Below are 7861 nucleotides of genomic sequence, written 5' to 3'. Positions count from 1 at the left end.
TCCCCCCCACTCCCCCACTCCTCCACTCCCCCACTCCCCTACTCCCCTACTCCCCTACTCCCCCACTCCCCCACTCCCTATTTAAGATAACGCCACGCCTTAAATAAATTCCCTTGCATCAAAGCAGCAATTCCATATAAAGCTCTAATTTCTGGCTGAGTGGGTTCAAGCTCCAAAGCAGACTTCAAAGCTATTTCTGCCGCCCCTGGATTTAAGTTATATAGATAAACAAAAGCCAAATAAGCATAGGCAAAGGGGTTTTGAGAATCTAACTCAGTAACTCTAGTCAAAGCAGCGATCGCTCCATCTGCATCCTTTTGTAAAACCCTAGCCAAACTCAACCCATAGAGCAACTCTAAATTATTTGGGTCTTGCTGCAAACGATATGCCAAAGTTTTTTCTGCTTGTTTGGTATAATCTTGGACTGGATCGTACTGGTTAACTCGCCCCACTTCCTCAAATACAGTTTCTAAACCTTTTATTCCCAGAGGCAATTTTTGCCCCCACATCCGCAACTGTGTCACCAAATCTAATTCTGGTGCTGGTAATATTTCGGCCTGGGAGTCTACTTCCACACGCACCGGGGGTTGTATGGGAATAGGATAAGTTTCTCCAGTTTTCCGGTTAAGGTAAGTCGCTTCTAATATGTAATTTCCCGATGAAATATTGTCAGGTGGTAACATTCCTATCCTTTCAATAATTTCAAACCCGACTTCAGACTTATTTGCTGGAGACACACCAGGATATAAACTCCCCATTCCAATAGCGCGATCGTGAATGAAACTTGTAATAGATTTTTCTGAGATATTGTCAGAAACTAATTGCTGAAATTGTAGTGGATTAATACAGCAGTTTTTTAATCTATGAGATACAGTTTTATATCCCCCCTCTGCCCTGCTTTGTAAGGGTGGAACGTTCAAAGTCCCCCTTTCTAAGGGGGATTTAGGGGGATTATAAATGTACTTCGTAACTGTGGGAATTGCTATATTTTCTCGACGATAAGTTAACAACACTAAACCTGACTGTAATTCTTGCCAAGAACCAGACCATTTATAGGTAATAGGTATTGGCACTCCCGGTTGAATTTTTGGCGATAAAATTACATAGTCTAATTTGACTTTTCCCTGTGGTTTATTCAGAGGATGAACTTCTACAGGTAAAAACTGATTATGATAAAGATTTAAGTTACTATTATCTGGCAAAAGCCAACTTTTTTGTAGTTGGAAATTTGGGTTTTGTTCGATGATATTAACAATAGCAGCTTGAGCTTTTTTAATTCTTTTTACCGAACCTTGATCATTAGTTTTCGTGATAAACCAAGAGAGCGATCGCACATCTTTAGGTACTTGTTTTAAGTTAGTTCCTACTTGTCTACCGTAAACCTGTAAGTTTTGCAAAGCACCGTAATAATTTAAGTTATGTTGATTAATTTCTGGAGTGGAAGGTAAAACTCCTAAAGTTGACCGTAAATAGGGGTCAGTTTTGACAATTTCAGCAATTACTTTTTGATGAGGCCATTCTTTACCTAAATGTGCATAATAAACACCACCAGGACTCAACCAAGCAGAAATTTTTCTGAAGAAAATTCCACCTACAGGCCAGAGATTTAATACCATTAAAATAATGGCTAAACCAATAGTAAACCAGCGAATTTGTTTTCCTACTTTTATCGGAAACTGCATTAAACCAAAGGCTAATAAAATTGATAAAACTGGCAATAATGGCAAAGTGTAGCGGAAATCTTTATTGATATTGAGGGAGCAAATGAGATAACCGCCAATTAAAAAAATAGCTAACCATCGGCAAGATTGAAGGTAATTTGATGATAATTTATCCTGTTTTTTGAACGACCGAATTAGGTAAAAAATCAATCCACCAATAGGAATAATTAACAGAGGCAAAGAAATATGATAAGGCAGCAGTTTCCAATAATAAAGCCAAGCATCCAAACTCAATAAATTGGGGTCGCCTTCAGCAATAGCAGAATCTACAGTTGCCCGCTTACCAGCAGTTAACATTAATAGCCAATTTGTTCTCGCCCAAGGATAAAAAACTGCTACAGATAAACACAGAGAAAAAATTAGTTGAATTAACTTTTGCCACTGCCGTTTTCTGAGAATATTTATTCCTATCGAAAGTAACGGAATGAATAGAAAAAATATGGTAGTTTGTTTAACTAAAATTGCAGCACCAAAAGCCAAACCAAAAGCAGTCGCCCAAAGCCAATTTTTTAGATTTGTAGTGCGGGCATCTTGCCCGCGACTGGTATACCTCACTAATATGAAATACGCTGTATTTGCTATGGCAGATATTTTTGACAGTAATTTATCGAAAATAGACGTTGTTTCAGAATTAAAATTAAACTTTGTTTTGTCAATTTTCCCCATTCTCTGTTCCCTGTTCCCTGTTCCCTGTTCTCTGTTCCCTATAGCAGATAATTTTGACAGTAATTTATCGAAAATAGACGTTGTTTCAGAATTAAAATTAAAATTTTCTTTGTCAATTTTTCCCGTTTTATTTTCCCTATTCCCTGTTCCCTGTTCCCTATTAAAATTAAATTTTTCTTGGTCAATTTTTCCCGTTTTATTTTCCCTATTGCCTATTCCCTGTTCCCTGTTCCCTGTTCCCTGTTCCCTATCCCAATACCAAAACGTTAAACAACAGAAACTTAAAGTTACCATTGCCGTGAGAGGATAGTCGAGTAAATACTGTAAACGATATCTATATAATCCTGGAAATAATATACATAAAACTGCTGCCCAAAAAGCAACTTTTTGATTAAATAATTTTTTGCCTAAACTATAAACTGAAGCCAGTAAAATAGCACTAAAAAATAGATGTACTAAAGTTGCTTGATCAGCACCCCTACCAAAAATCACTTGAAATGGAACAGTAAGAATATAAGTCAACGGCGGAACCTTCGGCGAAAGCTCCCAAAAATGCTGCCACCATTCCCCAGAAAACAGTTGCACATTTTGAAAAGCACGCCAGTAAGTCAGAGAACCCGTGAGATAGTCAGCTTGATCCCAAGCAGGAACAGACTTATCAAAAGCAAACCAGAGGCGATCGCTCACTGCTGCGAATAACCATAGGATAGTTAAGGTAAGAATATGATTAGTTTTGGGTTGTTTTTTTTCTTGGGCAATCATAATTTCAGGTATCAGTAGGTTTAGTAGAAGTTAGAAGTCAGGGCAAGACACGGCAAGACAAGGATTTGGCCACGGATGCACGGATGATTAATCTGCATACTGATGACTGATAACGGCTTTGTTGCATAAGTCAGGGCAAGACACGGCAAGACACCGATTTGGCCACGGATGCACGGATGATTAATCTGCATACTGATAACTAATAACGGCTTTGTTGCATAAGTGTCAGTCCAGTAGGGTGCGTTAGCGCTAGCGTAACTGAGCAATACTCTATATATAGAGCCTTTGCGTAAGTCCTGATTGAGTCAGATAAACCCGCCCCCAATGATATAAGCCACCGTACTAGGGGCGGGTTTATGTAAATCTGAGAGTAAGCATGAAAATTCTAGCTAAAACTCGCCCCTACTATTGCACCATTTAAGATAAAACGGTCTATTACCGGACTGTAGCTGCGGAAACCCTCCTCAAATTAACAAACTGCAAAATCGGTTATCTTACGTTTTTCGGGGGTATAAAATCCTAAAACAATTTTGTCTTTAGGAACCCCTTCTGCTAACAATTCTCCTGCTATACCATCTTCAATTCCGTCGCGATGAATCCAAATTTTATCCTCTTTAATTTCCAGATGAACTATGCAACCATGAACCATTTTATGACCCTCTACTCCCACAATCATTAATAGATAATGGTTTTGTTCTCGGTCAAAAACCGTTTTTCTTTCTACTTCGCTATCAGAATAGCGCAATTTAGCGTATTCGCCGATTATTTTCTCGATTATTTGTTGATATTTACTGATGGTATCCATTCAATAATTACCTCCTCTAATTTGTGGAAAGCTACTAAATTTAAGCGTTGGTTTTCTAGCATTAGTTTGCCGATGGGTTCGCTAAATATACCCTCATAAGCTTCTTCATCTACTGCTAAGTAGAGGATTCTTTCTGGGTTTGTTTTTTTGAGTACATCGTGGTAAACGATATACTGACCAACCGCATTTTCTAGGTCATTGATTGGGGAACGGCCTGCAAAACTTTTCAGTTCTACTGCTATTTTTACTTCTTCTTTTTCTGCTGCCAGAAGTAAAGAAGCACCCAAATCGACGAACATATCTCTGGAACCCCACTTGATAACGTAAGGGTCATCAGTTATGCTCCAATTATCTTTGACTAAAGCATTAATTAAGTTGTTATGGTAAGCATCTCTAGCTGGCATAAAGAAATACTGAGGGTAGTTTTTATATAGAAACCGAGTTGATCAAGGAAATTTCGTGGTTTGAACAACAATATCACGGTAATAAACCCGGTTTCTTAGTTATTTGGCATAGGTAGTTCTGTAAAGGAGTAATTTTTTCCAAATCATAATCAATCAACAAATCAATATCGCTGGTTTCTTTATCAAAATAATAAGGGTCTAAAACCCCGCCTTTTAAGGCGTAATATTTTTGGAGCAGGGCTTAAATCCCCTACTTCCCCTCCTGGGAGGGGGAGGGGCGAGGGGTGGGTTAACTTCTGACTTCTGACTTCTGACTTCTGACGCGCGTTAACTTCTCCCCTTGCTACTGAACCAAACACCCGTATATTAAAAGCCCCATGCTGTTCAGTAATCTTGAGAATTTCACCACGTTTTTCTTGTAATAATCTCATTAATGACATTACCTTGAATTCCTGCTTTATAAAACTGAAATAACTTTAAGTATACAACATGAAATATTAGCCAAGTTTAATACAAATTATCAAAAATATTGCTATTTGTCAAAAATTATGTTATCAATTATCAATTATCCATCCCCAAAAACTATGACTGCAAAAGTTAACTATCCTCATATAAAAATAGAGGAAAATCAACCCCCACGACTACAAAGAATACCCAGAGTGCGCGTTGCTCAAATTGTTATGGATTATTTAGCTTATGGATGGTCTGTTGACGAAATGTGTCGCCAACATCCTTATTTAATGCTTTCAGAAGCTCATGCAGCAATGACATATTATTTTGACCATGAGGATGAGATTAATACAGAAATTCGTCTGGAGTGGGAGCAAGTACAACGGGAAAAATCTGCTGCTTCTCCCTCACCCTTTTTAGTACGGATGCGTCTCAAGGGGTTACTATAAAAATGTCTGTTGCACTTTACATGGATGTTCATATTCCCATAGCTATTACTGAACAACTACGTCGTCGTGGAGTTGATGTTATTACCGCAATAGAAGATGATGCAGCAGAGTTACCAGACGATCAACTTTTGGCACGAGCAACTTTGCAGGGTCGAGTTTTATTTACTCAAGATATTGGTTTTAAGGTACTCGCTGAAACTTGGCAACGTCAAGGAAAACCATTTGCTGGTTTAATATTTGGTCATCAACTTGGAGGTACGATAGGAGAGTTTGTCAAGGATTTAGAATTAATTGCTTTAGGTTCTGAACCTGATGAATGGCTGAATACAGTTGAATATTTGCCTTTTTAATACCACTATAACTGGCAAATTTTGTGAGCGATCGCTTACCATAAAATTGCTCACAACACTATGTCTCAAACTTCAAGTATAGAAAGAGAATGAATGAGAGAATATTTAACTCACCCTACCTCTGTTTTTTTCTTAGGCAATCATAGTTTTATAATTATTGGATGAGAGATGAGAGATTAGCCAAGTTTAATACCAATTCTCAAAAGCCTTCCTATTTATCAAAAATTATGTTACTCAGATACTGGTATATAATATATATAATATATAATATTTAGTAATTGCCTTGGTGAAAGGCAAATGCAATAGGTCTTTAGAAGGTTAATATGGCTAACACACCTAATTTTCAGCTTACAATAGATTTTAGAGATTCTAATAATCTAGATGGTGAAGAACGACTAGAAGTCTTTACATGAGAATTGCGTACACAAATGCGTAACAACTTGGAAGAAGTAGAGGTTAGTTGCATACCTGTTTCAAACTTACCTGAAGGAGCAAAAGCAGCTCAAGGTGACAGGCAAGAACCAGGCATCTTCAATGTAGAGATTAATCTAGCAAATATCAAGACTTTTATAACATTTTTATGGTAGCGTCTGTCTGCGAAAGCAACTGAGGTTGAAGTAAAAATTGATAAAAAAGGATAAATCAAGCTGAAAGTAGAGAGTCAAAAAGACTTATCTGCAGCTATACAAGATGTAGAAAAGTTGGTTAAATAATTATCATAAATTAACAATGGTTAAAGTAGCATTGCTGATCGGAGTAAGTGAGTATGACTCGGATGAATCGTTATCACCACTTCCCGCTGCTGAAAAAGATGTCGAAGCTATGGAGCAAGTATTACTGAATCCACAGCTAGGAGAATTTGAGCAGTCCCATGTGAAGAAACTGATAAATCCTGATGTCACATTAATGACACAGACAACTGAAGAAATATTTTCAGGTCGGGGAAGGAATGATTTCATACTGTTCTACTTTTCTGGTCATGGACTCATAGATGACGGCGGTAGTCTTTATTTTGCAACTACCAAGACTAGCAAAAAATTACTCAGATCGACAGCAGTTAATTCTAATACAGTAAGTCAAATCATGAAAGATAGTCACTCTCAGCAACAAGTAATAATTCTTGATTGTTGTTATAGTGGAGCTTATAGTTTAAATCCCAAAGGACCAGTAGATATCGAGAATAAGCTAAGTTCCAAGGGGCGGGCTGTTCTTGCATCATCTAGTTTCTACGGATTATCCTATAGTTCTAATGAATCAGAACTATCGGTATACACCCATTACCTTGTCGAGGGTATTGAAAGTGGCTCTGCCGATAAAGATCAGAACGGTTGGATTTCTGTTGATGAGTTGCATGAGTATGCGAAGCAAAAAGTTCAAGAAGAAACCACAATGAAAATGAAACCAAGAATTGATATAGAAGAGGATGGTTATAAAATCTTCATAGCTAAAGCACCTGTCGGCGAACCCAAAATAGAGTATCGCAAATTACTTTCCAGATATGCTGAAGAGTCTGAAGGCAAGATTGACGTAGTTAGTGAAATCATTTTGGAAGAAAGATGGATTGAACTGAAACTAACGCTGGAAGAGGCTGCAGCAATTAGGCAGGAAGTTCTAAAGCCTTACCAAGATTATCAGCAAAAGTTAGATAGATATAAAAAGATTGTTACTGATGTAATGGCTGAGGAGAATCCTTTGACTCCAAGAACTCTAAAAAAATTAAAAGACCTTCGGGAAAAATGGAGGCTTAGGCATGAAGATACAGCTCTAATTATCGAACTAAGAGGAACAGCAAAAAATTGGTTAGGGGGCATCAAGTTCAGAAAAAATGTTCTTCAACCAACTAAACCTTCTAGACAGCCAACTCACCTCTCTTCTACTATAGAATTATTGTTCAGATCTGCATTTACTGGGTTTGAAGGAGTCTTGTTAACAGTTGCTTTAGCTAGTCTTCTGGGAACTACTTTGATTAGTGCCTGGTTTTGGTTGTGGTTGTTAATTGTTTTAGTAGCTCTGATTTTTGTTCAATCCCGCTACCAAATGAAAATATTGATTTTGCCATTGATTGCTTCTATCACATTTTGTCTGGTTTGGTTGATTCCGCTATTGCGAAGCGTTATAGAAAACGATCAAATTTCTAGCAGTAACTCGTTCCTAATTCTTATGGTGATGGCTATTTTTGGTGGGGGATTTATATATACTTTAATGGCTTTCTGGCTATTAATCGCTCAATTTAATCGTTGAATATCAGAAGTTA

General features: G+C 37.6%; 7 protein-coding genes and 1 pseudogene. 4 read left to right on the top strand and 4 right to left on the bottom strand.

Annotated elements, in window-relative coordinates; genetic code table 11:
• Positions 1-77: 77 nt before the first annotated feature.
• The 4 genes and pseudogenes from F6K54_RS12350 to F6K54_RS43760 all read right to left on the bottom strand — a co-directional run.
• Positions 78-3149 carry a phospholipid carrier-dependent glycosyltransferase gene (locus F6K54_RS12350; protein WP_293077857.1) on the bottom strand — a complete coding sequence of 1024 codons (3072 nt, stop codon included), beginning with the start codon at positions 3147-3149 and terminating at the stop codon, positions 78-80.
• Between the two features lie 469 nt (positions 3150-3618).
• Positions 3619-3954, bottom strand: a complete 336-nt coding sequence (locus tag F6K54_RS12345; RefSeq protein WP_293077855.1) for a XisI protein — start codon at positions 3952-3954, stop codon at positions 3619-3621.
• Complete coding sequence (locus F6K54_RS12340) at positions 3924-4358, bottom strand: element excision factor XisH family protein (protein ID WP_293077853.1); 435 nt, start codon at positions 4356-4358, stop codon at positions 3924-3926. Before F6K54_RS12340 ends, F6K54_RS12345 begins: the two co-directional genes overlap by 31 nt.
• Positions 4359-4681: 323 nt before the next feature.
• A pseudogene (locus F6K54_RS43760) lies at positions 4682-4798 on the bottom strand (DNA polymerase subunit beta); the annotation flags it as partial.
• Between the two features lie 108 nt (positions 4799-4906).
• On the opposite strand from F6K54_RS43760, the gene F6K54_RS12335 reads away from it, so the two are divergent.
• From F6K54_RS12335 to F6K54_RS12320, 4 genes are all read left to right on the top strand, one after another.
• Positions 4907-5257: a DUF433 domain-containing protein gene (locus F6K54_RS12335; RefSeq protein ID WP_293077851.1), complete on the top strand. Its 351-nt coding sequence runs from the start codon at positions 4907-4909 to the stop codon at positions 5255-5257.
• Between the two features lie 2 nt (positions 5258-5259).
• Positions 5260-5607: a DUF5615 family PIN-like protein gene (locus F6K54_RS12330; RefSeq protein ID WP_293077849.1), complete on the top strand. Its 348-nt coding sequence runs from the start codon at positions 5260-5262 to the stop codon at positions 5605-5607.
• A gap of 428 nt (positions 5608-6035) precedes the next feature.
• Positions 6036-6194, top strand: coding sequence for a hypothetical protein (locus F6K54_RS12325; RefSeq protein ID WP_293077847.1), 159 nt, complete (start codon positions 6036-6038; stop codon positions 6192-6194).
• A 142-nt stretch (positions 6195-6336) separates the two neighbouring features.
• The gene (locus F6K54_RS12320) at positions 6337-7848 is read left to right on the top strand and encodes a caspase family protein (RefSeq protein WP_293077845.1); all 1512 of its coding nucleotides are present in this window, start codon (positions 6337-6339) and stop codon (positions 7846-7848) included.
• Positions 7849-7861 lie beyond the last annotated feature (13 nt).

Origin of the sequence: Okeania sp. SIO3B5, assembly GCF_010692555.1 — a bacterium.
In the GTDB taxonomy this organism is placed as follows: domain Bacteria; phylum Cyanobacteriota; class Cyanobacteriia; order Cyanobacteriales; family Microcoleaceae; genus Okeania.
Note: the sequence above shows the minus strand (reverse complement) of the source record. Positions and strands in the feature narration are given on the sequence as shown.